General features: G+C 67.8%; 19 protein-coding genes and 1 pseudogene. 5 read left to right on the forward strand and 15 right to left on the reverse strand.

The annotated features are described in order from the left end of the window. Window positions 1–27: 27 nt before the first annotated feature. On the reverse strand, window positions 28–1,245 hold the full coding sequence (locus GOPIP_RS27585; protein WP_006373200.1) for an acyl-CoA dehydrogenase family protein: 1,218 nt from the start codon (window positions 1,243–1,245) through the stop codon (window positions 28–30). After that, window positions 1,242–2,618, reverse strand: a complete 1,377-nt coding sequence (locus GOPIP_RS27590; protein WP_006373201.1) for a 4-hydroxyphenylacetate 3-hydroxylase N-terminal domain-containing protein — start codon at window positions 2,616–2,618, stop codon at window positions 1,242–1,244. The genes GOPIP_RS27585 and GOPIP_RS27590 overlap by 4 nt, the downstream gene beginning before the upstream one ends. 169 nt (window positions 2,619–2,787) lie before the next feature. Between GOPIP_RS27590 and GOPIP_RS27595 the strand changes: the two are divergent. Then, window positions 2,788–3,113: pseudogene (locus GOPIP_RS27595) on the forward strand (GNAT family N-acetyltransferase); the annotation flags it as partial. A gap of 209 nt (window positions 3,114–3,322) precedes the next feature. Here GOPIP_RS27595 and GOPIP_RS27600 read toward each other — a convergent pair. Both GOPIP_RS27600 and GOPIP_RS27605 read right to left on the reverse strand, forming a co-directional pair. After that, window positions 3,323–4,063: a DUF429 domain-containing protein gene (locus GOPIP_RS27600; RefSeq protein WP_006373203.1), complete on the reverse strand. Its 741-nt coding sequence runs from the start codon at window positions 4,061–4,063 to the stop codon at window positions 3,323–3,325. Window positions 4,064–4,086: 23 nt separating this feature from the next. Then, the gene (locus tag GOPIP_RS27605) at window positions 4,087–5,391 is read right to left on the reverse strand and encodes a TrpB-like pyridoxal phosphate-dependent enzyme (protein ID WP_035728935.1); all 1,305 of its coding nucleotides are present in this window, start codon (window positions 5,389–5,391) and stop codon (window positions 4,087–4,089) included. Window positions 5,392–5,538: 147 nt separating this feature from the next. Here GOPIP_RS27605 and GOPIP_RS27610 point away from each other — a divergent pair, with 147 nt between their 5' ends. Continuing rightward, window positions 5,539–5,922, forward strand: coding sequence for a hypothetical protein (locus GOPIP_RS27610; RefSeq protein ID WP_006373205.1), 384 nt, complete (start codon window positions 5,539–5,541; stop codon window positions 5,920–5,922). 117 nt (window positions 5,923–6,039) lie between these two features. Here the strand turns inward: GOPIP_RS27610 and GOPIP_RS27615 are convergent, their stop codons facing one another. The 4 genes from GOPIP_RS27615 to GOPIP_RS27625 are packed head-to-tail and all read right to left on the reverse strand — an operon-like array spanning window position 6,040 to window position 7,938. Next, window positions 6,040–6,417, reverse strand: a complete 378-nt coding sequence (locus tag GOPIP_RS27615) for a TIGR03618 family F420-dependent PPOX class oxidoreductase (RefSeq protein ID WP_006373206.1) — start codon at window positions 6,415–6,417, stop codon at window positions 6,040–6,042. 11 nt (window positions 6,418–6,428) lie between these two features. Further along, on the reverse strand, window positions 6,429–6,686 hold the full coding sequence (locus GOPIP_RS29300; protein ID WP_210739819.1) for an NAD-dependent epimerase/dehydratase family protein: 258 nt from the start codon (window positions 6,684–6,686) through the stop codon (window positions 6,429–6,431). Continuing rightward, entirely contained in the window at window positions 6,683–7,345 is a 663-nt protein-coding gene (locus GOPIP_RS27620) for an NAD-dependent epimerase/dehydratase family protein (RefSeq protein ID WP_006373208.1), read from the reverse strand. Before GOPIP_RS27620 ends, GOPIP_RS29300 begins: the two co-directional genes overlap by 4 nt. Next, the gene (locus GOPIP_RS27625) at window positions 7,342–7,938 is read right to left on the reverse strand and encodes a dihydrofolate reductase family protein (RefSeq protein ID WP_006373209.1); all 597 of its coding nucleotides are present in this window, start codon (window positions 7,936–7,938) and stop codon (window positions 7,342–7,344) included. The genes GOPIP_RS27620 and GOPIP_RS27625 overlap by 4 nt, the downstream gene beginning before the upstream one ends. A 196-nt stretch (window positions 7,939–8,134) precedes the next feature. Between GOPIP_RS27625 and GOPIP_RS27630 the strand changes: the two genes are divergently transcribed. Then, window positions 8,135–10,099, forward strand: a complete 1,965-nt coding sequence (locus GOPIP_RS27630) for a sensor histidine kinase (RefSeq protein ID WP_006373210.1) — start codon at window positions 8,135–8,137, stop codon at window positions 10,097–10,099. Further along, window positions 10,096–10,701: a response regulator transcription factor gene (locus GOPIP_RS27635; protein WP_006373211.1), complete on the forward strand. Its 606-nt coding sequence runs from the start codon at window positions 10,096–10,098 to the stop codon at window positions 10,699–10,701. Before GOPIP_RS27630 ends, GOPIP_RS27635 begins: the two co-directional genes overlap by 4 nt. 6 nt (window positions 10,702–10,707) lie before the next feature. Here the strand turns inward: GOPIP_RS27635 and GOPIP_RS27640 are convergent, their stop codons facing one another. From GOPIP_RS27640 to dinB, 7 genes are all read right to left on the reverse strand, one after another. Further along, window positions 10,708–13,131, reverse strand: a complete 2,424-nt coding sequence (locus GOPIP_RS27640) for a phosphoketolase family protein (RefSeq protein ID WP_006373212.1) — start codon at window positions 13,129–13,131, stop codon at window positions 10,708–10,710. A 126-nt stretch (window positions 13,132–13,257) separates the two neighbouring features. Next, window positions 13,258–14,268 (reverse strand): MerR family transcriptional regulator, encoded by a 1,011-nt coding sequence (locus GOPIP_RS27645; protein ID WP_006373213.1) that lies wholly within the window; start codon window positions 14,266–14,268, stop codon window positions 13,258–13,260. After that, a complete protein-coding gene (locus tag GOPIP_RS27650; protein ID WP_006373214.1) occupies window positions 14,255–14,866 on the reverse strand; it encodes a HEAT repeat domain-containing protein in 612 nt (203 codons plus the stop codon). Before GOPIP_RS27650 ends, GOPIP_RS27645 begins: the two co-directional genes overlap by 14 nt. A 149-nt stretch (window positions 14,867–15,015) precedes the next feature. Further along, window positions 15,016–15,702: a response regulator gene (locus tag GOPIP_RS27655; RefSeq protein ID WP_006373215.1), complete on the reverse strand. Its 687-nt coding sequence runs from the start codon at window positions 15,700–15,702 to the stop codon at window positions 15,016–15,018. Beyond that, window positions 15,699–17,345, reverse strand: coding sequence for an ATP-binding protein (locus GOPIP_RS27660; RefSeq protein ID WP_006373216.1), 1,647 nt, complete (start codon window positions 17,343–17,345; stop codon window positions 15,699–15,701). The genes GOPIP_RS27655 and GOPIP_RS27660 overlap by 4 nt, the downstream gene beginning before the upstream one ends. Before the next feature lie 75 nt (window positions 17,346–17,420). After that, entirely contained in the window at window positions 17,421–18,938 is a 1,518-nt protein-coding gene (locus tag GOPIP_RS27665; RefSeq protein WP_006373217.1) for a CitMHS family transporter, read from the reverse strand. 139 nt (window positions 18,939–19,077) lie between these two features. After that, window positions 19,078–20,286, reverse strand: coding sequence for a DNA polymerase IV (gene dinB, locus GOPIP_RS27670; protein WP_006373218.1), 1,209 nt, complete (start codon window positions 20,284–20,286; stop codon window positions 19,078–19,080). Window positions 20,287–20,661: 375 nt separating this feature from the next. Between dinB and GOPIP_RS27680 the strand changes: the two genes are divergently transcribed. Then, on the forward strand, window positions 20,662–21,528 hold an 867-nt coding region (locus GOPIP_RS27680; protein WP_006373219.1), incomplete at its 3' end, for a DUF222 domain-containing protein.

Consider the following 21,528-nt stretch of genomic DNA (forward strand, 5'->3'; position numbering starts at 1 on the left):
GGTGGTGCGGCACGGTCGTGCCGGAAACTATCGGCGGGGCAACCCGAGTCCGCGTTGGGCGATCACGGAGAGCTGGATCTCGTCGGTGCCGCCGGCCAGGTGCAGGGCGGGGACGCCGAGGATGAATTCCGACCACGCGAAGGTGTCGGGGTCACCGTTGTCGACGAATGCCCGCTCCCCGAGCACTTCGGTTGCCAGGCGGGCGATCTCGTCGGCGGCGCGGACCATCAGCAACTTGAGCACCGATCCGCTGACCGGCGCCATCCGGTGGCTCCACGATCCGGGGCTGAGCCCGGCCGCGGCACGCATGGCGGTCACTGCGGTTACGGTACGCGCGATCTGCGGCCGATGGACCGGATCCGCCTCGGCGTCGAGGCGGCGCACCAACTCGACGAGCCGCGCCATCACTACCGGCGTCAGCGGGCCACCGGGACCGCTCATCGTCGACCGCTCGCTACCCAGGCTCGTCGAGGCCACCGCCCAGCCCTCACCGATCCCCCCGATCCGGCGGCTGTCGGAGACCCGGACCCCATCCAGAAAGACCTCGTTGAACGCCGCTCCACCGGTCATCTGCCGGATCGGGCGCACCGTGATCCCGGGCGCATGCATGTCGAGCAGGAACATGGTGAGGCCGGCGTGTTTGGGCGCCTCGGGATCGGTGCGCACCAGGGCCTCGCCGACGTCGGCGAGATGGCCCATCGAGGTCCACACCTTCTGACCGGTGATCACCCAGTCGTCACCGTCACGCACCCCACGGGTGGTCACAGACGCGAGATCCGATCCGGCGCCGGGCTCGCTGAACAGCTGGCAGCCGATCAGATCGCCCCGGAACAGCGCGGGCAGCACGGAGTCACGCAAGTGCGCGGGCGCGTGTCGGAGCAGGGCCGGCGCGACGATGTTCAATCCGACGAAAAGTGCTTCGCGGGACGGGAATCCGAGCTCGTCGAGGACATTCTCCAGGACCTCGTCGTGTGCCGCGGACAGCCCGAGACCGCCGAGTTCGACCGGCCCGCCGGGCCATGCGACACCCGCGTCGAACAGCGCCCCCTGCAGTCGGCGCATCCGCGCGACCACCTCCTCGTGACCCGCACGAAGCTCTTCTACCGCCGCGATCCGGTCGCCTCCGGATTCACCGGCGTCGGGATCTTTGACCTCAGAACAGAACTCACCGGTCATGTCTGCGAGGCGACGCCGCAGATGTCGGGCGAAGGCGTCGAGCCCCGTGGGAATCCCGGTGAGCGTCATGCCAATCCCGCGAGCTCCAGAGCCGCGCGCTTGGCCTTGTCCATGTCGTAGTGTTTGCGTGCCACCAGACGTTGCGCGTAGAGTCCGCCGCCGGACTGCAGCATCGTCACCAGCTGCCAGCCACCATAGGCGTCGGCGGTGAAGTCGCGGATGGCGTGGAACAGTCTGGTGCGGTAATCGCCGTCGATGCCGTCCTTGGTGCGCATGTACTTCTTGATCAGCGGGCCCACCTCGTCGTTGTCGAGGTCGGCGGTCGACGGTGCGGTGAGGATCGAGCCGCCGCCGATGTCATGGAGATGTCGCACCATCAGGCTGTAATCGGCTGCGGCGTAATGCTTCGCGGCATTGGTGTAGAGCTCGCTCGGAAAGTACCAGCCCTCCGGGCTCTCCTCGGCGTTGGCGATCGCCGCCTCGAGGCCGGACCGGACCATGGTGGCGTAGATGACCATTTCGGCGATCTTCTCGCGAATGTGGTTGATGCGTTCGGTGCCGTTGGCCTCGGCGATCAGCTGCGCCAGCCCGACGAGTTGATCGGCGAACTCCGACATGTGGGCGGTTCCGCCGAGACGCTCCCACAGTCCGAGCGCGTGGGCGAAGGTCGCCGAATGGCCGACCTGACCGTCGAGGAAGACCCGCTCGGCGGGGACGAAGACGTCGTCGAAGATGATGAAGCCCTCGGGCATATTGTGTTTCGCGCTGACCGGGAAGTCGCCTTCGCGCTCACGGGGTGCGTAGCTGGTGTTGACGATGCGCACGCCCGGCGCGTTGACCGGCACCGCGCATGCGATCGCGTAATCCTCCTCGCCCGGTTTCATGTTCTTGGTGGGCATGACGACGAGTTCGTGACAGACCGCCGCCGACGAGATGTGCAGTTTGGCGCCACGGATGACGACGCCGTCGGGGCGGCGCTCGACGATCCGCGTGTAGACGTCGGGATCCTCCTGCGCCCCCGGCGGCAGCCGACGGTCGCCCTTGGCGTCGGTGATGGCCTGCACGCAGCGCAGGTCGTTGCGCCGGCAGTAGTCGAAGTAGTCCTCGATGCGTGCGGACGCCTCGGGGTGATCGGCGCGCATGCGGGCGGCCGCGGTCAGCAACGCGAGCAAGCCCTGGCTGGTGGTGACGGTGACCATGTCCCAGTGCAGCAGGTCCGACAGCAATTCCTTGAGTTGGGCAGGGCTGCGCGGGATGTCGAAGTACGGACCGCTCGCATCATCGCCCGGTCGGTAATGGTCGGCGTAACCCTGGCCCACGAGTTCGATGGCGGTGGCGAATTGCGGGTGCCGCGAGAGATCTTTGACCTGCTCCCCCTCGGCGAAGATCCGGCGACCGTCGTCGAGGGACGCGACGTAGGAGTCCCTGGTCATCATCGCCATGTGAGGCCTCTTTCGGGTGAGGGGAATGGGCGCGCGAGTTGGGCTCGACTTTTCTGATGCTAGATTCAGATTCAGAAATATACAAGCGCTTGAGTGCTGTCCATTGCACCTGCACGCCGAGTGGGTGAGGCTGGTTGTCATGACCGTGCAGGCCGCGAGGTGCGATCGCACCACCTTCGCGACGAACCGCAGGATCTCCCCCACGTCGACGACCTCGACGACTGGTCTCTCTGGTGTGCGCGGATCCGGCCGGGTCACCGCACGACCGGGCTCGTGCACCCACTCATCGCCGGTGCCGTCGACTTCGCACGGGATCGGGGCGCACCAGCGGTCGAGGCAAACCCCGTGGACAACCGCGGCGAACGCGTCGACCTCACGATGGCCTACGTCGGCACCCGCGCCATGTTCGAGACCGCCGGTTTCGTCAAGGCTTCCGACACGACGTCGGTGCTCAACGGCTTTCCGCGGGTCATCATGCGATTGCCGCTGGGGTAAGGGTGTGCCGTGGCCGGATACCCATCGGCGCACGGGGTCTCGAGGCTCCGTCGCTATCGCTCCTACGCACCTCGACCACCGGGAGGACAGCCCCCGCTGGGGTGGAGGTGCACCTCGACCACCGGGGAGAAGGCCTCCCCACTCGATGGTCGAGGTGCGAGCCGCGTGCGGCGAGCCTCGAGACCGCTTGCCACGGTGCTGGTTCCGGCTCACCCCGACGAGCAAAGCGCATCCAACGAGCAGTCGGGAACGTGAATCCAGCCCTCCCGCAGCGCCACCGATCGGTCGGCGTCGTCCGGTAGACGAGTGTGCCCCAGCTGCGCGGCACGGGCGATGAGTGCGGTGACGACGGCGTCGAAGGCGTTGTCGTCACGGCACATGAGCGCGTGGTGATCGCCGAGATCGAGCCACCCGGCAGCGTCCTGCAGCGCCGCCACGAGATCGGCCAGCGACTCCCGGTTGCCCGCCCGCTTGTAGCCGCGGGAACGCAGGCCCCAATGTCGCAGAGCGCCTGCGGGATACGCCTCCACTGCCCAGCCGTCCACACGATCGACGACGCCGAGGTCGGCCAGTAGCCCGGCGCAGCGGAACGCGACATGGGCGATCTGATCGGCGGACACGCTCAATGGCCGTCCCAGTCCGTGCTCGACGAGAAACCGGTCGGTGCGCCGAAATGCCAAGGGACGTCGGCGGTCGATCGCGTCGAGCCCGCTGCCGGTCGGCGTCGCGCCGCGGTGGTGGGCGACGACGAAGTCGACGAACTCCTCGGGCCACCCGAACGGCGAATCGATCCCCACCCGCGCCGACCCGGCCACCAGGGCCCGGATAGTCGCATCGTCGGCGGGTGTCACCAGCTCGACCAGCCGCGCGACGCCTGCCGACCAGTCGATCACCGCGACCGCGGTCGATGCCGGTGCGGCCGCGAGATCGACTCCGGCGGTGCGTGTCACACGTGTGACCGGTCGAGAAGCACTCAGGCCATCATGCCGTCGAGGAACTCCGCGTAGGCGGGCAGATCGAGCTGACCGTGGCCCGACAATCCGATGACGATGACCTGCTCGGTGGGATCGTCGGCGACGTGTGCCGCGGCTGCGGCGATGGCATGCGTCGACTCCGGCGCGGGCACGATGCCTTGGGTCCGCGCGAACTGGACGCCGGCCTCGAACGCCTTGCGCTGGGCGATCGCGATGCCCTGCACGAGTCCGAGTTCGACGGTGTGGCTCAGCGCGGGCGCCATGCCGTGGTAGCGCAGGCCACCGGCGTGGATCGGGTCCGGCACAAAATCCATTCCGAGCGTGTGCATCTTGAGTAGCGGGGTCAGTCCGGCGACGTCACCGTGGTCGTACCGGTACTCACCCTGCGTGATCGACGGGCAGGCGGCGGGTTCGGCGGCAACGATCCGCGGATTCGACCGTCCGGCCAGCTTCTCCCGCAGGAACGGGAACGAGAGACCGGCGAGGTTCGATCCGCCTCCGGCGCAACCGAAGACGACGTCGGCGCCGCCCGGCTCGACGCCGGCGAGCTGCTCGACGGCCTCCTGGCCGATGACACTCTGGTGGAGCACAACGTGATTGAGGACGCTGCCGAGCGCATACCGGGTGTCGTCGTGGGTCGCGGCGACCTCGACGGCCTCACTGACCGCCATGCCCAGGCTCCCGGTGGTGTTCGGGTCCTTGGCGAGCATCGCGCGGCCGGCCTCGGTGAGGTCGGACGGACTCGGGTGCACCGTCCCTCCGTAGGTCCGCATCAGATATCCGCGGTACGGCTTGGAATCGTAGGACGCACGCACCTGCCACACCTCGACGTCGATGCCGAACTGCGCTCCGGCGAAGGCCAGCGCGCTACCCCACTGGCCCGCCCCGGTTTCTGTCGTCAGCTTGCGCACTCCGTCGACGGAGTTGTAATAGGCCTGCGCGACAGCCGAATTGGTCTTGTGACTGCCGACCGGGCTGACGCCCTCGTACTTGACATAGATCCGCGCACCGGTGTTCAGCGACTCCTCGAACCGTCGCGCGCGAATCAGCGGCGACGGCCGCCACATCCGGTAGATCTCCCGAACCGGCTCGGGGATCTCGATGTAGGGCTCGGTCGACACCTCTTGAGCGATCAGCCCTGCCGGGAAGAGCGCGGCGAGATCGTCGGGACCGACCGGCTCTTTGGTGCCCGGGTGCAGGTGCGGCGGGATCGCCTCGTCGAGCTCGGCTGCCAGGTTGTACCAGTGCGTCGGCACGTCCACGGTGATCAGATCCGGGCTGGTGGCATCCACGTGCGTCGTCATGGCTGACAACTGTAGCGGGCCCACGCACGACAAGTTGCCGGGTCGTCGGACGCGGGGATCTGCGAGATTGCGGAGAGTTTGCTATGTTCAATTCTCAATCAGTTGTACTCACGTCGTGAGTACTAGCGACAAGGGGAGGTTGTTGACGTGCACAAGAAACTTGTGGGCCTACTGGTGGCACTGGCTGCCGTGACCGGGCTGCTACTCATCGGGGGCGGGCACGCGAGTGCGGCTGACGTTCGGGACACACCGACAAGAGTGTGGGTGGGTTTCACCCCCGCCGAAACCAAGCAGATCGCGGCCAGCGGGGTCGAGTCGATCTTCGACACCCCGCAGCTGCGCCCGTACTGGTACGCCAATCCGGACCGCGACTCCCGGTACAAGACGTTCTACGTCCCGGGTAAGGGCTACGTCGTCTACACCAGCGCCCAGGCGATGGTCAAAGAGGCCGCAAGCCACCCCAACGGCCGAGTCTGGGTGTCGTACAACAAGACACTGCCCAAGCCGCTGACCTTGTGGACCGAGTTCTGATCCAGTGACGTTCTGATCCGGTAACGGGCAACGGCACCCGGCGAGACGTTCGCCGGGTGCCGTGCTGTCTCCGCTCGGGCGCATCTCACCCACCTCGGCGGTTATCGGACACCAACGTCATCGGACACCGACGATTTGTCTGTCCGGCTCGATGAGTGCCACCGTGCGGTCGCGGGAGTAGGGCCGGCCGGTGTACTTCATGGCGATCCGGTCGATGATCTGCCACGCGCGGTCGCCGTCGAGCCAGGCGACGACGTGCCCACGGATTGCAATGGGGTGGAATGGATTGTCGGTCGGGGCGATGGACAGGGCGACCCGCGGATCGCGACGCAGGTTCCTGGCCTTGAGTGAGTGTGGTCCGGTGAAGATCACGATCTGGTCGTCTTCGGTGCCGACGAAGACCGGAACCGCATGGGGTGAACCATCTTCTCCGACGGTGGCGAGGTGTGCGATGGATGCGCCATCGAGAACGTGACGGACTTCTGGATCGAGCATGATGCGCTCCTTCAGCGGGAATGGGTGCGGCGCCAGGTGAGATAGTCCGCAATGGCCTCGGGCAGGTCGTAGGCGGGTACGAATCCGGTCTCGGCTCGCAGACGGGTGACGTCGAGGTGCGGGATCGGTTGCGGCTCAGACGTTCCCGGCTGAATTTCGAGCGGCCACGCCGGGTTGATCGTGCGGAGGGCGTCGACGAGTTCCTGATTCCGATACGTCTGTCCGCCGGAGACGTTGTACACGTCGTGCCGCAGGTCGGGCGCCGTCATGAGCAGCGCGATCGCTCGCCCGGCGTCCGGCGCGTAGCAGCAATCTCCGCCGCCATGGGGGTCGAGTGGCGCGGGACGCTGTCCGCGTAGTAGCGCGCTGATGTAGGTGACGATGCCTCGAACGGTGAGAACGGATCGAACAGCGGTCCCCAGATGCTGCCGATCCGTAACAGGACGGGCTGGATGTCGGTGCCGAGCAGTGCGTTCAGGACGATCGGCTCGGCGGCCTTCTTGAAGCCGACGATCAAATGCGGCGACGGCACCGTCGGCAGGGCGAGGTCTTCGGTCCACGGCACCTCCGGCCGACCGGCGTACACACCGAGGCTGCCGGCGACCGCAAAGCGACGCACCTTCCACTCACGCGCGGCATCGAGTAGTGCGAACAGCCCCGCCATGTCGTTGCGGAAGAACGCGATCGGGTCCTCGCCCGGGACCGTACCCGCCAGATGCACGATGTCACGGATGTCGTGACGGCGTCCCAGTTCGCGCACGGCGTCGCGGTCGGTGACGTCGAGGGCCTCGACGGCAACGCGGCCATCGAGAAACGCCGGGACGTCGGTGCGCTTGTGAGCAGTGACGACGACCTGCCTGCCCAGGTCGGCCAGAGCGCGGGCGGTGTGGGCGCCGATCATTCCGAGGCCGCCGGTGACCAGGATCATCGCTGCACCTCGTAGTGCAGGTGGGTGACGTCGGGGGCAGTCACCACGTCGACGATCCGCAGGGCGATGTGCTCGGGCAATTCGTGGAAGAAGCGTCTGCCGACGCCGAGGAGGACGGGCACCTGGTGCAGGATCAGCTCGTCGACGAGGCCGGCCTTGAGCGCTTCGGTGACGAGAACCCCGCCCATCAGGGCGACATCCTTGTCGGCAGCGGCCTCGCTCGCGGCAGCGACTGCCTCCTCGATCCCGGTGGTGATCAGCCGCTGGCGGTCACCCATCGCCGGTGCGGGCCGGTGACTGAGAACGAACAGGGGTGCGGTGGGATGCGGGGCGCCGACATCTCCGAATCGTTCGGAGTGGTCGTAGGTGGTTCGGCCGGCGAGGCTCGCACCCACCCGGCCGGCGAGTGCGTCGAAGAACGGCGCGCTCTGCGGGCTCAGGTGGAACCCCTCGAAGACGCTGCTGGGCACCTCACCGCTGCCGAACCAGTTGAACAGCTCATCGCCCGCGCCGAGGCCGTGCCCGGCGCGCGCGTCGCGTCCGGTGATGTAGCCGTCGACCGATACCGATAATCCGCAGATCACCTTGCTCATTGGCCTGTACCTTTCCTCGCTGGTTGGTCCTCGCACGTCCGGATCGTGCGACATCCTCACTCTGCGCGGCAGCGGTGGCGGGCAGTAGTGGCCGAGCGCAGGAGTGCTCCGGGCGTTGTGCACTCGGCAACCGTGCAAAGTGCACGACTGCCGAATGGACCCTGACCGAGCCCCGTGCCGGTCCTAGAGTTGAACCGTGCAGCCGAGCATCGCGAAGGATGTGCCCGGCGGGGACTCTCCGCGGGCCGCTGCGGAGTGCTCGGATCGGCCACGCCCGGACTTCGCTCCCGGCGCGGCGTCGGGGGCCAGGCCACTGGTGGTGGCGTATCTGGGAAGCCTGTTGATCAGCAAGCTCGCCGATGCGAACCAGCACCCCGATCTCCGCTATATGCCTGTGGTCGCACTGTGTTTCGTCCTGCCGTTCTGGTACGCGAGCGGCTGGGCACGTGCTCCCTGGCGACGGTGGGGTCGGTGCTTGCTACTCGGGCAGGCCGCGGTGACCTACCTCGGTTTTGCGCTCTTCGGAGATCACTGGGTCGGCGGGGTCTCCGGGCTGTTGGGCGCCCTGGTGCTGCTCGTGGTCCGACCACCGTGGCGCTGGTGGGTCTTCGGCGCCGTCGCGGCCGGCGAACTCGCCCTGTGGCTGGTGGTGGGTCTGCCGTACCGACCGGCGGTGAACGCGGCCGGGTGGCTGCTGATCGTCTTCGGGAACGTCAGTTTGGGAGTGTTCGGCCTGACCCGGCTCTCGGAGTTGGTGGAAGGCCTCGCCGCCACTCGGGAAGCTCTCGCCGAGGCGGCGGTGACGGCGCAGCGAGTCGCTGCGGCGACCGATGTCCGCATGCGGATCATGCACCACCTCGGCGACGTGCGGGCGCATGTTCGCAAGGCGCTCGCCGGGGCACCGCATGTCGAACGGGACGAATTGCGACAGGCCGGCGATGCGGCGCGCACAGCCGCGGCGTCGGCGCGGCGGATCGCCATCGATCTGCCCGAGTCGCCGGCCCATGCGACCGATCGGATCGATCGGACCACTCCAACCCTTGCCCGTCGTGTGGTCATCGCGGTCGTGATCTTGTTCGCCGGTCAGTACTTGCTGAACCTGATCGTCCCGGCCGAAGGGGGCGCCACACCAAGCCTGGCGACCACGCTGCTCGCGGTGTCGATCGCGGTGGTCATGGTCGCTCTCCAGTTGCGGCACTCACGCTGTCGCCCCGACGACCGACGGCCGCCGGGTTGGCCGTGGACATTGGGAGTGCAGGCCGTGCTCTGCTTCATCGCCTACCCGGTCTTCGGGGTGGTGAGCGTCGTCTTCCTCGCCTTCCTCAGCGGCAGCATCCTGTTGTTGATCAAGAGCCCGCTCCGCTGGGCACTCTTCGGTGTCGTCGTGATCTGCGTACCGATACTCACTGCGCTCGGTCCGGCAGATCTCGTCGGAGTGGCGTTACAGATTCGCTGGTCCATCTATGCCGCGTCGACGCTGGCCGCAGCGGGTCTGTTGATCTACGGTCTCTCGCGATTCAGCCGCACCGCCACCGAATTGGATCTGGCCCGACGAGAGCTGGCCGAGGCCGCCGTGACTGCAGAGCGGCTCCGGATCGCCCAGGACACCCACGACACTCTCGGCCTCGGACTGTCGACCATCGCCCTCAAGAGTGACCTCGCCCAGACCCTCCTCGATCGCGACGAGCCACGAGCACGACGCGAGATCGTACAGATGCTGCACCTGGCCCGCACGGTGACGTCGGACGCATCCGCCCTCGTGAACGGCACGTTGCGCCTCGAGTTGGACGACGAACTCGCGACCGCCCGGGACGTCCTCACGACTTCCGACGTGGTGACCACGATCGCCTGCGCGACGGTCTCCGCGGGGGCCGACGTCGAATCGGAGGTCGCGGCCATCCTGCGAGAGTCCGTCACGAATGTCCTTCGGCACAGCACGGCACGGGAATGCCGGATACAGCTCGCCTGCCAGGAGGGTTGGCTGTCACTTCGGGTCGTCAATGACGGCGCGTCCTGCGTGGGCGAGGTGACGCGGGGACAGGGGCTGACGAATATCGCTGCGCGGGCCACACGTCTGGGCGGATCGGTGAGCGCCCGAGTCGAGGATGACCGATTCACACTTGTCGCCGGCGTGCCGGTGGGAACGGGAGCGGGCGAATGATCCGGGTCCTGATCGCCGAGGATTCGGCCATTCTGCGCGACACGCTCGTCGCGGTACTCGATCTGGAAGAGGACTTGGCCGTGGTCGCCGCTGTCGCCACCGGCCCGGAGATCGTCCCGGCAGCCCTCGAGCGGTCGCCGGACGTTGCCGTCCTCGACATCGATCTACCGGGCACGGATGGACTGACCGCCGCGGGTCGCCTCGCCACCGCACTGCCCACCTGTCGGGTGCTGATCCTGACCGCTCATGCCCGGCCCGCCAATCTGCGGGCTGCCCTGGACGCTCACGTCGCGGGATTTCTCGCCAAGGACACCTCGGCGCGGGAACTCATCGCCGCCATCCGCACGATTGCCGCTGGGGGACGGGTCGTGGATCCCGACGCCGCGATCGCCGCGATCTCGACCCGACCGAGCCCTCTGACGGCACGCGAGACCGAGGTCCTGCGACTCCACGCCAAGGGCGCGAACCCCCGTGACATCGCGAACACGCTGTTCTTGTCGTACGGCACCGTCCGCAACTACCTGGCCTCGGCGACCGACAAGCTCGGCGCACGAAACCGCACCGACGCGGCAATCATCGCGGGCGAACGAGGCTGGCTCTAGCCCGGATCAGCTCCAGGTCCAGTCCCGGACCTCGGGGAGGTCTTCGAAGTGCTCGCGCACATAGTCGGCGTGCCGGGCCAGTTGTGTGCGGCAGTACTCGACGAGTTCGGCGCCCTTCTCCGGGGCGCGTCGCGAGCGGCGCAGCGCCTCGAGAACCAGGTGATAGCGACTCATCTTGTTGAGCACCACCATGTCGAACGGCGTTGTCGTGGTGCCCTGTTCGGAGAATCCGCGGACGTGGAACCGCCCGGGATGAGTGCGGCCGTGCACGAGTTGATGGACCGCGCGCGGGTAGCCGTGGAAGGCGAAGACGACGTCGGTGTCGCGGGTGAACAGGTCGATGAACTTCTCCTCGGACAAGCCATGCGGATGATCGTTCTGCGGCAACAGCACCATCAGGTCCATCACGTTGACCACCCGCGTGCGCAGATAGGGCACCCACTCCCGGAGCAGTTGTGCGGCCGCGAGGGTCTCCTGGGTCGGGACGTCCCCGGCGGCGGCGAGCACCACGTCCGGCGGTGCGGCGTCGTCGAACCCGTCGTCGGCGGACTCGGTGCCGGCCCACTCCCAGATCGAGGCGCCCGCGGCGGCCTGCTCGTTGGCCTCATCGAGCGTCAGGTATTGCAGATGCGGCTGTTTGTCGACGACGAGGACGTTGACGTGATCGCGGCTGCGGAAGCAGTGATCGGCGATCGACAGCAGCGAGTTGGAGTCCGGCGGCAACCACACCCGCACGACCCCCGGCGACAGCGGCAACACCAGGTCGATGAGCCCGGGACCCTGATGGGAGAAGCCGTTGTGGTCGTTGCGCCAGCACGTGGACGTCAGCAGGATGTTGAGCGAGGCGACCGGCTCGCGCCACGGGAGTTCGGCGGCGTGTTGAAGCCACTTGGTGTGCTGCACGACCATCGACGCACTCACCATCGCGAACGCCTCGTAGGTCGCGAACAATCCGTGCCGCCCCGACAATGTGTAGCCTTCGAGCCAGCCCTGGCACAGGTGCTCGCTGAGAACCTCCATCACCCGCCCGGACGCCGAGAGCCCGTCGTCGAACTCGGTGGTCGGGAGCTGCCAGCACCGGTCGGTGGCCTCGAAGACCGCACCGAGGCGGTTGCTCGACGTCTCGTCCGGACAGAACAACCGGAAGTTGCCGCCGTCGTCGGGAGTCCCGTTCTCCCGATAGATGTCGCGCATGAACTCGCCGAGCACGCGCGTGGTCTCGTGCAGGACCACGCCCGGCGACTCGATGTCGAGGGCGTAGGACGAGATCGGTGGCAGACGCAGGGGTCGGAGCAACCGGCCCCCGTTGGCGTACGGGGTGGCGCCCATCCGCAGATCACCCTTGGGCGCGAGCGCGCGGATGGAGTCGACGACGCCGCCGTCCTCGTCGAACAGCTCCTCGGGCTTGTAGGACCGTAGCCAGTCGGAGAGGATCGCCAGATGTTCCGGGTTCTCCCGGACCCCCGACAGCGGCACCTGATGCGCCCAGTGCGTGCCCTCGATCTTCTTGCCGTCCACGAACTTCGGGCCGGTCCAGCCCTTCGGCGTCCGCAACACGATCGCCGGCCATGCGGTGTCCGGGCGCGGCCCGTCGCCGCGCGCGGCGGCCTGGATCTCCCGGATCGTGCGATAGGAGTCCACCAGCGCCGTGTGCAAGGCGGGGAACACCTCCCGCGGGTCGTCGCCCTCCACGAATACCGGCCGCCAACCCTGCCCACTGAGGTAGTCGCTGATCTCGGCGTCGGTGCTGCGACCGAGGACGGTGGGCCCGGCGATCTTCGCCCCGTTGAGATGCAGGATCGGCAGAACCGCACCGTCGCGGGCCGGATTGAGGAACGCCGGTATCTTCCACGACCCCGACAACGGACCCGTTTCGGCCTCACCGTCACCGACCACCGCGGCGACGATCAGGTCGGGATGGTCGTAGGCCGCGCCTGCGGCGTGCACGAGCGCGTAGCCGAGCTCGCCGCCCTCGTGGATGCTCCCCGGCGTCTGCACGCTGACGTGGCTGGGGATGCCACCGGGTGTCGAGAATTGCCTGCACAGCGCCCGTACGCCGGCGGCATCGAGGGAAATGTGCGGATAGATCTCGGTATAGGTGCCCTCGAGATATGTGTTGGCCACCAATGCCGGACCGCCATGCCCGGGTCCGGTGATATACAACCATTCCGACCCGGTGTCGTTGATGATTCGGTTGAGCACCGTGTAAATCGCCGACAATCCCGGGCTCGTGCCCCAATGGCCGAGCAACCGCGGTTTGATGTGGTCGACGGTCAGCGGCTCGGTCAGTAAAACGTTGTCCTGCAAGTAGATCTGCGCAATGTTGAGGTAGTTGGCGGCGGCCCACCAGCGCAGGTCTGCGTCGATGTCGGCGTCGTCGTAGCTGCTTTCGTCCTGGGGACGGTGGGCAATTCCGGTGCTGTGGGACATCGTGGGGCCTCTCACGGGCGTTGGGTGATTTCCGCAGTTCCTCTTCCATTCATACGTGCCGGGAGCGATCCGCGTCAGCCGGAAACGACAAAACGCCGAGACACGACCCATTCGGTCACCGGGCGGTCACCGACCGATAACCCTTGCGCCCACATCCCTGGCGCGCAGCACCGCCGTGGCCGTGGCCGCGACGGTGGGGTCGACGTCGGCGGTCATCTCTTCCAGCAGACGCTGCCCGTCCACGCCGGGAATCTCGGCGAGTGCCTGGACAATTCGCAATCGCACGGCCGGATCGGCGGCGTCGAGATGAGGACGGAGCCCGGCCAGGACGCGGCCCGAGCCTCCTCGCTCGGCGAGGGCGCCGAGGTACTCGGCGGCCTCGACGTCGCGCCGCCCGGCGACGATCATCGAGACCAGCGGGTCGATCGACTCCGCCGAACCACGCGCGGCCAGCGCCGTCGCGGCACGATCGCGCACGTCGTCGTCGGCATCGGCGAGTGCGGGCAGAAGGATCGTGGCGGTCCGCTCGGAGTCGATGGCGGTGACGGCCTCGACGGCGCGCAGCCGCACCCGCGGATCGGTTGCGGCCAGGCCGTCGGCGAGGTGGTCGAGTGCGGCGTCACCGGCGCGCGCCAACGACCACCGCAGTGCCCCGAACACATTCGGATCATGCTCGGCCAGAGCAGCTTTCGCCAACTCGGCGACGGGTGGACGGGTGTCGTCGCCACTGAGTGCGGCCCGGATACGTTGCGCGCCCGATGGTGACTGCAACGCGCGCAGCATCGCGACCGCGTCGAGCACGTCGGCCCACTGCGTGGGCGCGGTGGCGGCGACGCGCTGCAGTCGGGCCAGCAGTTCCTGTTCGGCGGCGATCCGGTCCCGGGTGCGGTCGATGAGGTCCTCCACCACCTGCATCGGCTCGTAGGCCGCCTCGTCTAGCGCGGCACCGACCTCCGGCAGTGTGAGGCCCAGCGTGCGCAGACTCTCCACCTCGAACAACCGGCGAACGTCGGCGTCGGAGTACTCGCGGTAGCCGCCCGACGTCCGCCCGGTGGGGGTCACCAGCCCGAGCCGGTCGTAGTGACGCAGCATGCGAGTGGAGACCCCCGAGCGGCGGGCGAGTTCACCGATGAGCATCGGCGAACCCCGAGTCGGGATCGTCGAACAACCGGATCGTCGCCGCGGCGTGGTCGGCGACGCCGGCGACCGGATGCGTCAGCCGCGCCTGCGCGACGTCGCGCCCGGGCTGTCCGAGCCCGATGAGCGCTCGGCTCAAACTCCGACGCACCTCGTCGGTGCGCCGTCCGAACTCGGTGGCCAGATCCCCGGCGAGGCTGTCGACGGCGTCGGCGGGAACGAGCGCGACGGCCGCACGCCACGCTGTTCGCGCCACCTCGTCGTCGTCCTCATGCAGCATGGTCGACACGAACGGCCAGGCCCGGCCATCCCCGATCTTCGAAAGGGTGTGCAGTGCTTGGCTTCTCGCCTGGACGACGTCGGAGTCGAGCTCCTTGAGCAGCTTCGGCACCGTGACGTCGGCGGGCTGGCGGCACAGCGCCCACGTCAGCATGTCGCGGACGAAGAAGTCCGGCTCGATCGCGCAACGCTCGATCAGACGGTCGGTCACCTCCTCGGCGTCGAGATCGGCCCCGGCCGTACCCACCGCCAACGCGGCACGCAGACGCACCGACGGGTCGGGATGTTCGAGTGCTTGCCATTCGACCGTTTGCGACATGGCACACCACCTCCTTTCCCCATCGACTCAACACCTTGTCACTGTGTCAAGGTCAAGCCCGTCAAGGTAAAGCCCGTCAAGGTCAAGCCCCGTCATGTTGCTGCCTGGTCATGCCGACTCAGGGGTGTCCGACCATGATCGCGGCCGCATCACGTGCGCGACTTGTGATACTCCTGTCGCGGCCGTCCGGTGCCGCCGTACTGCAGCGACATGACCAACCGGCCCGCCGACACCAGCGCCGCGAGGTGCCGGCGGGCGGTGGCCGCTGAGATGCCGATGGCGTCGGAGACCTGATCGGCGAACAATCCCTCGTCGGTGTCGTCGAACAACTCGAGGATCCGCTGCTCGGTCGGCGAGGCGCCCGAGGCCCGTTCGGCGGGCACCGTGCCGAACCGCAACCCCGACAACGCCGCATCGACCTGGGCCTGGTCGACCCGAGGCGCGTCGAGCACCCGCCGATAGTGCGCGTAACCGGCCAGGCGACGCGCCAACTCGGTGTCGGCGAAGGGTTTGATCAGGTAGGCCAACGCACCCCCGCGGGTGGCCGCGCGCACCGCCCGCGCGTCGGTCTCGGCGCCGACGATGAAACAGTCACAACGCAATTCGGCAAGCAGGTCGATGCCGGAACCGTCGGGCAGGTAGACATCGAGCAACACCAGCTCGATGTCGGGGTGCTCGGCGAGCGCGGTGCGCGCCTGCGCCAGGGTCCCGGCGCGGGCGACCACACGGAACCCGCGGACCGCCGTGACGATCGCGGAATGCAATGCGGCAACCCGGAAGTCGTCGTCGACGATCAGCACGCCGTGACCGTCGGTGCTTGGCGTCTCGCCGGTCATGACCGGCCTCCCTCCTCGATCACGCCCGGTAGCCGGGCCACGAATACCGCACCGCCGCGCCCGGTTCCGCCCGGCTCGGCAATGGTCACGTCACCGCCGATTCGCCGCGCGAGTTGCCGGACGATCGACATGCCCATCCCGCGGCCGCCGGGGACGGCCGGGTCGGTCTTGGTGGTGACGCCCTCGGTGAAGACCTCCGCCGGGTCGTCGAAGGCGATACCGGGTCCCGAATCGGCCACCGTCACCAACAGTGTCGCGTATGTCGTGCCGTCCTCGGCGTCCGTGCCCGGGTCGGTCAGCAGTTCCACCTCCACCTCGGCATCGGCGCTGTCGGCCGCGGCGTCGATGGCGTTGTCGACGAGGTTGCCGACCACCGCGGTCACCGTGACCGCATCGGTGAGCGCGCCCGCGACCCACGTCTGGGGTCCGAGGCGCAGCGTCACACCCCGCTCGCGCGCGTGGCTGGCCTTGGCCTCGAGGAAAGCCTGCAGGTGCGGTTCGTCGACGTTCTCGATGCCGTCGACGGTGCGGGCGTGTGGTCCGGTGAGGTCGTCGAGGTAGGCGCGCGCCTCGTCGACGTTGTTGTGCCGCAGCAATCCCGCGAGGACGTGCATGCGGTTGGCGGTCTCGTGGCGTTGCGCGCGCAGGGCCACGCTCATCGCGCGTACGGCGTCGACCTCGCGGGTGAGTTCCTCGACGTCGGTGCGATCCACCACTGACAGCACCATGCCCAGGTCACGTCCGTCGGCGGTGACCCGATGGGACGACACGAGCACGATCCGATCCCCGACGGTGGCCGCCACCGGCTCGGGCGTCGGCGTCTCGACCACACCGCGCACCCGGGGCGTCAGGCCGAGCGCGTCGACGGAGGCTCCGACCGACGCGGAGACCTCCAGCAGTCGGCGGGCGCGTTCGTTGGCGACCCGCAGCACGTTCGCGCTGTCGACGGCGAGGACTCCGTCATCGAGCGAGTGCAGCACGGCCCGTTGCTCACGCACGAGTTCGGCGAGGTCGTCGGGCTCCAGTCCGAGGGTCAGGCGCCGCCATCGGCGGGCCAGCAGCACCGACCCCACCGCACCGACGGCGAGGGCCACGAGCGCGATGAGCCCGGTGGCGAGGATGTCGCGGCGGGTGTCGCGGGTGAGTTTCTGCGTCGAGACGCCGACACTGACCAGGCCGATCGGACGGGTGAGCCCGGGTTGGAGGATGGGCACCTTTGCGCGGACCGAGTCGCCGAGTGTTCCCCGGTCGGTGGTGATGTCGATCTGGCCGGCCAGCGCCCGGGACGGATCGGTGGAGACGTGCACGCCGACCTCGTCGATGTCGGGGTGGGCCAACCGGATTCCGTCGGCATTGGCGATGACCACGAAGAGCGCACCGGTACTGCGGGCCACGGCGGTCGCCTGGCGTTGCAGGGACGAGTTCACGAGTTCGGCTCGGTCGAGGTCGGTGCCCTGATGTGCGGCGACGGAGGCGACGACGTCGGGATCGTCGGCCATGGTCTGGGCGATGGCCAGGGCCCGTTGGGCGTACTCGTCGCGGACCCGGTCGTCGGATCCGTAGACCACGACGCCGAAACCCACGCCGAGGCTGACCGCGATGACGGCGAGTTGCAGGAGCAGTACCTGCGTTCGCAATCGCATGCGGTCAGCCTAGGCGTGGGAGGTATCGGCCGACAGGGAGATCATCCTGTTTGCGGTGACCCGGTCGGGAACTCCTCAGAAGGGGATGGCGCCGAACAGGCAGCCGGCGAGGAGCATCACCAGCGAGACCACCGCCGCACGCCACAGCACCTTCTTGTGGTGATCGGCCAGTCCGACGCCGGCGAGCGCGACGAGCAGCAGGATCGCCGGAACCAGCGGGCTCTGCATGTGGAAGGTCTGACCGGTGATCGATGCGCGCGCCATCTCGGAGGGGTCGATGCCGTAGCGGGTCGCGGTCTCCGAGAGCACCGGCAGCACCCCGAAGTAGAAGGCGTCGTTGGACATCAGGAAGGTCAGCGGGATCGACAGCACGCCGATGACCACGGCCATGTGCGGGCCCATCCAGGTCGGGATGCCGTCGGCCATCCAGTGCGCGATCGCGTCGACCATGCCGGTTCCGCTGAACACGCCGGTCAACACCGCGGCGGCGAGCACCATGGCGACCACCGAGACGATGCTCGAGCTGTGCCGGGTGATGGCCTCCTGCTGATCCTTGATGTGCGGGAAGTTCACCGCGAGAGCGATTCCGGCGAAGATCATGAACAGCACGGGGATGGCGACGACGTCCATGCCGAGGATCGCCAGCAGCGCCACGGTGAGTGCGGCGTTGATCCAGAACAGTTTGGGCCGCAGCGACTTCCGGTTCGGGTCGAGCACGCCGGTGAAGGAGGCCGTGGCGTCGGAGTCGTCGTGGGCAGCATCGTCGTGGGGTTGGGCGGGCAGGTCGCCGGTCGAGGCGGGGCCGGAACGGTCGCCACCGGCGCCGGTTGACCCGGAGCCCGAACCGGTTGCACCACTGCCATTTCCGCGACCGAAGAGACGGCGACGACCGGTGGGCGTATCGGTGCCACTGCCACCGCCTGCGCCGGCGAGGACGAGTTCCTCACTCGGGGCCAGCATCGACTCCTTGATCTCCATGCGGCCGATGCGGCGACGCTCGAGCACGCCGAGGTGGTAGGCGAAGGCAAGGACGACGAGCATGCCGATCGCGAGCGCGGGCACCATCGGAAGGAAGACGTCGTTGGTGTCGATCTTGAGCGCACTGGCCGCGCGGGCTGTCGGCCCACCCCACGGGAGGATGTTCATGGTGCCGTTGGCCAGGCCGGCGACGACGGTCAGAACCACCGGGGAGACACCGAGTTTCAGGTACAGCGGCAGGAGTGCCGCGGTGGTGATGATGAAGGTGGTCGATCCGTCACCGTCGAGGGACACCACGGCCGCGAGGACCGCGGTACCGACGACGAGCCGGGCCGGATCGTTGCGCACCATGCGGACGATGAAGCGGATGATCGGGTCGAAGAGGCCGACGTCGATCATGATGCCAAAGAAGATGATCGCGAAGAACAGCATCGCCGCGGTCGGAGCGAGCTCCTTGATGCCGTCCTTGATCATGTCGCTGATCCCGAGGCCCGCGCCGGCGAAGAGGCCGAAGGCGACGGGAACCAGGATCAGTGCGACAACGGGTGTCGCGCGTTTGGTGATGATGAGGAACATGAAGGTGGCGACCATCGCCAACCCGAGTGCTACCAACATTGCCTGAACTTTCTGCCGTGCTTCCCGACGACTCTGCGGTGTCGTCGGCTACACGAGGAGTCTGTGGGTAATGCGGATCACAGTCACTGTTGTGCTCGTAAGTCGTGTTTTGCGCGTTTTGCGCACCGTGTCGTCCGGTTCAGTCGGGCAGCATCGGGGCGTCGTCGCCATGGTCGCGTCCTACGAGCACTGCTCGGGTGACGGAGTCCCGGCCGAAGCGGTTACGGAGTTCGTCCATCGCGGCGTCGAGTTCCGGTTGATGGTCGTCGTCGAAGGGCAGGGTCATCTGCAGCGAGTCGGAGTCGTCGAGGTTGGCCAGCGACAGCCCGATCAGCGTGCACCCGCGTTCCCGGATGAGGGGCAGGGCGTCGTCGAACAACGCCCGGGCGCAACCCATCAGCACCTGGGTGCGGTCGGTGGCATCGGGCAGTGTGCGCGAGCGCGTGGCGCGGGAGAAGTCGTCGAAACGCAAGCGCAGCACCACGGTTCGGCAGACACGATCGGCACCGCGCAGTCGCTTGCCGAGCCGCTCCACGATGGCGATGATCGTCGCCTCGATCTCTGCCTCGGGCCGGGGCCTGCGGCCGAGGGCCCGCTGAGAGCCGATCGAGCTGCGCCGCTTCCCGGTCTCAACACGCCGCGGGTCCTGCGCGAGCGACAGCGCGAACAGGTGGCGGCCGGCGCCGGGACCGACGATGTGGCACAACGCCTTCTGGCCCAGACGCGCCATGTCGCCAACCGTCGCGACCCCGGCGTCGGCGAGTTTGGCCTCCGTCACGGGGCCGACACCCCAGAGTCGGCGGACCGGAAGCGGGTGCAGAAATGCCAGTTCGGTACCCGGCGCGACCTCGAGAAGCCCGTCGGGCTTGCCGACGGCGCTTGCCACCTTGGCGAGGAACTTCGTGCGCGCGAGGCCGACCGTGATCGGTAGGCCGACCTCGGTGCGTACGCGGGACCGCAGGGTCTCGGCGATGGCGACCGGATCGCCGACGAGACGCCGGAGACCGGCCACATCGAGGAATGCCTCATCCACGGAGATCCCCTCGACGAGAGGCGTTGTGTCGCGAAAGATCTCGAAGACCGCTCGACTGGCCTCCATGTACGCCTCGAACCGTGGGCGAACCTCGATCGCATCGGGACACAGCGCTCGCGCCTCCAGGCCGGGCATGGGCGTGCGGACACCGCGCGCCTTCGCCTCGTAACTGGCGGCCAGCACCACTCCGCCGCCGACGATGACCGGTCGACCACGCAGAGCCGGGTCGTCACGCTGCTCGACGGAGGCATAGAAGGAGTCCAGGTCGGCGTGCAGAATCGACGCCTCCCGCCTCGTCCCGCTGTCGATACGCATCGGTCGAGCCCTTCTATTCGGCGCATATGCGCATCGAACGTATGGGCGAATACTACCCCGGCGCTGCCACTGCTGGGACGCTTACCCATCGGCGATCGAGACGCACCCCATCGGTGGTCGAGCCCTCGAATCGGTGACCGAGCCCTTGTATCGGTGGTCGAGGTGCGTCCCGGATCGGTGGTCGAGGTGCGTCCCGGATCGGTGGTCGAGGTGCGAGGCGCCCCAGGCGCCGAGCCTCGAGACCGAGCCGAACCCCCAGCTGGAACCCACCCGAAAAAACTTTCGACAACCTCTTGCCAACCCGACAAACCCGGCATACACTCGAACACAACAACACACAAACATGTGTTCGCTATCGCCAGGGGGGTGACAATCATGGTCGACACCGCGTTACCCGACGTGTCCGGTTTGTCGACCACCCAGAAACTCGCCCTCGCCCACCGCGTGGTCGATTCGCTGGCCACCGATGATTTGACCGGCCTGTCCAACGACGACCTGGTCACCGTCGCTCAATCCACCGAACAGTTGATCACCCGCGTCACCGTCCAAGGCGATCGGCAGATCGTCGAATTCTCCGACCGGCATTTGGCCCGCGAATACGGATTCGGGTCGATCACCGACGCCATGATCGGCTTACTGCGTGTGTCGGAACCGTGGCGGCGGTGGAAACAACTGAAAGCGACCGCCACCTTCCACACCTTCACCGGTGAGGTCGCCGCCCCCAAATATCCGGCACTCGCCGAAGCGATGGCGTCCGGTGCGGCCGGCTCCTCGCATGCGGCGGTGGTGATCGACGTGCTGGACCGCATTCCCGCGGCAGTGCCGTTCGACGAGAAAATGTCGGCCGAGGAGACGATGGCCCGCTACGCCCGCACCCACACCCCCTCCGATCTCCGGATTTTGGGGGCACGGGTGTTGGCGCACCTCGACCCCGACGGCCAACTGACCGACGACACCGACCGGCAACGCCGCCGGCAGATCCGCATCGGCCGCCAAGACGCCCAAAAAATGAGCGGCCTGTCCGGGCAGATGACCCCCACCCTCACCGCGCACCTCGAAGCAGTACTCGCCGCGTGGGCAGCCCCAGGAATGAACAACCCCGCCGACCCCGACTCCCCCACCGGCAGTCGGGAAGACGCCGACCCCGAACAGGTGGCGGCCGCGGCGGCCCGCGATCATCGCGATCAAGTGCAACGCAACCATGATGCGTTGGAAGCAGTCCTACGCGCCGGACTGGATGTC

Origin of the sequence: Gordonia polyisoprenivorans NBRC 16320 = JCM 10675 (assembly GCF_000241325.1) — a bacterium.
In the GTDB taxonomy this organism is placed as follows: domain Bacteria; phylum Actinomycetota; class Actinomycetes; order Mycobacteriales; family Mycobacteriaceae; genus Gordonia; species Gordonia polyisoprenivorans.

Coding starts and splice junctions, on each gene's coding strand:
- GOPIP_RS27585 (WP_006373200.1), bottom strand. CDS start 1,245: ATGACGCTCACCGGGATTCCCACGGGGCTCGACGCCTTCGCCCGACAT.
- GOPIP_RS27590 (WP_006373201.1), bottom strand. CDS start 2,618: ATGGCGATGATGACCAGGGACTCCTACGTCGCGTCCCTCGACGACGGT.
- GOPIP_RS27605 (WP_035728935.1), bottom strand. CDS start 5,391: ATGACGACGCACGTGGATGCCACCAGCCCGGATCTGATCACCGTGGAC.
- GOPIP_RS27615 (WP_006373206.1), bottom strand. CDS start 6,417: ATGCTCGATCCAGAAGTCCGTCACGTTCTCGATGGCGCATCCATCGCA.
- GOPIP_RS29300 (WP_210739819.1), bottom strand. CDS start 6,686: ATGACGGCGCCCGACCTGCGGCACGACGTGTACAACGTCTCCGGCGGA.
- GOPIP_RS27620 (WP_006373208.1), bottom strand. CDS start 7,345: ATGATCCTGGTCACCGGCGGCCTCGGAATGATCGGCGCCCACACCGCC.
- GOPIP_RS27625 (WP_006373209.1), bottom strand. CDS start 7,938: ATGAGCAAGGTGATCTGCGGATTATCGGTATCGGTCGACGGCTACATC.
- GOPIP_RS27635 (WP_006373211.1), top strand. CDS start 10,096: ATGATCCGGGTCCTGATCGCCGAGGATTCGGCCATTCTGCGCGACACG.
- GOPIP_RS27640 (WP_006373212.1), bottom strand. CDS start 13,131: ATGTCCCACAGCACCGGAATTGCCCACCGTCCCCAGGACGAAAGCAGC.
- GOPIP_RS27645 (WP_006373213.1), bottom strand. CDS start 14,268: ATGCTCATCGGTGAACTCGCCCGCCGCTCGGGGGTCTCCACTCGCATG.
- GOPIP_RS27650 (WP_006373214.1), bottom strand. CDS start 14,866: ATGTCGCAAACGGTCGAATGGCAAGCACTCGAACATCCCGACCCGTCG.
- GOPIP_RS27655 (WP_006373215.1), bottom strand. CDS start 15,702: ATGACCGGCGAGACGCCAAGCACCGACGGTCACGGCGTGCTGATCGTC.
- GOPIP_RS27660 (WP_006373216.1), bottom strand. CDS start 17,345: ATGCGATTGCGAACGCAGGTACTGCTCCTGCAACTCGCCGTCATCGCG.
- GOPIP_RS27665 (WP_006373217.1), bottom strand. CDS start 18,938: ATGTTGGTAGCACTCGGGTTGGCGATGGTCGCCACCTTCATGTTCCTC.
- dinB (WP_006373218.1), bottom strand. CDS start 20,286: ATGCGTATCGACAGCGGGACGAGGCGGGAGGCGTCGATTCTGCACGCC.